Annotated in this window: 1 protein-coding gene; it reads left to right on the forward strand. The window is 41.1% G+C overall.

Annotated elements, in window-relative coordinates; translation table 11 throughout:
- Positions 1–18 precede the first annotated feature (18 nt).
- Positions 19–894, forward strand: an 876-nt coding sequence (locus L1D50_RS23115) for a DUF642 domain-containing protein (RefSeq protein WP_239966948.1), incomplete at its 3' end; no start/stop codon positions are given.

Here is an 894-nt window from a genome sequence, read left to right on the forward strand (position 1 = left end):
ATCAGCGAGAGATGCATTATGAAAAAGATATTAGCCAAGGTGATATTAATTTTACCATTCTCGGTACTAGGTTCAGAAAACTTAGTCTCTAATGGTTCTTTTGAAAACAACTCTTTAATAACTGGGACTTGGGCTTTACTAGATGAAATAGAAGGGTGGAGTACAGAAGGTGCGAAACTTGAAATCCAAAAGACAACGATAAATTTTATAGACTCGCAGAGCGGTGACAGTCATATTGAATTAGATTCGACGGGAAACTACTCAATTTATCAAGATATTCCAACTGTGATTGGCAAACGCTACAAGGTCAGTTTTTATTACTCAGCAAGAATTGTAGGTGACAACTCTACAAATAGAGCAAGAGCATGGTTTGGTGATACAACCCTAGCAACAATGAATGCAACGACCCGAGGCTGGACAAAGTACGAGTACACAGTTGAAGCGACGAGCAGTTCAACACAACTTCGGTTTCAAGGCCTAGGTACTTCTGATTCATTGGGTGCGTTATTAGACAACGTAGTAGTGACAGAGGAAGAGGAAGTTACACCACCAGAGCCACCGGTGACTTGTAAAGTTGGCGTTTATGGTATCAATAACTTTGGTGAAGACAACAACAGCTATGTTTATCATTTTGATGTCACCAACGGTACTTATGCGTACGTTGATGGGGTAGCCAATACAGCTTCAAATATCGCCGCACATGATGGTGAGCTATACTTTATGGAGCAAAATGATAGCGCAACTAAAACGTCATCACTGTGGAAGGTCTCATTAGACAATGCGGAGCAGACTTTAGCTGCTAATGCGGTTTCTTGGCCGATTTATCGCTCAGCAGTAACGCCAGACGGCACTAAGTTATTAGCTACCAGTAAAACTTATCTGTATGAGTTTGAT

This window comes from Pseudoalteromonas sp. Isolate6 (assembly GCF_022398435.1).
Classification (GTDB): Bacteria; Pseudomonadota; Gammaproteobacteria; order Enterobacterales; family Alteromonadaceae; genus Pseudoalteromonas; species Pseudoalteromonas galatheae.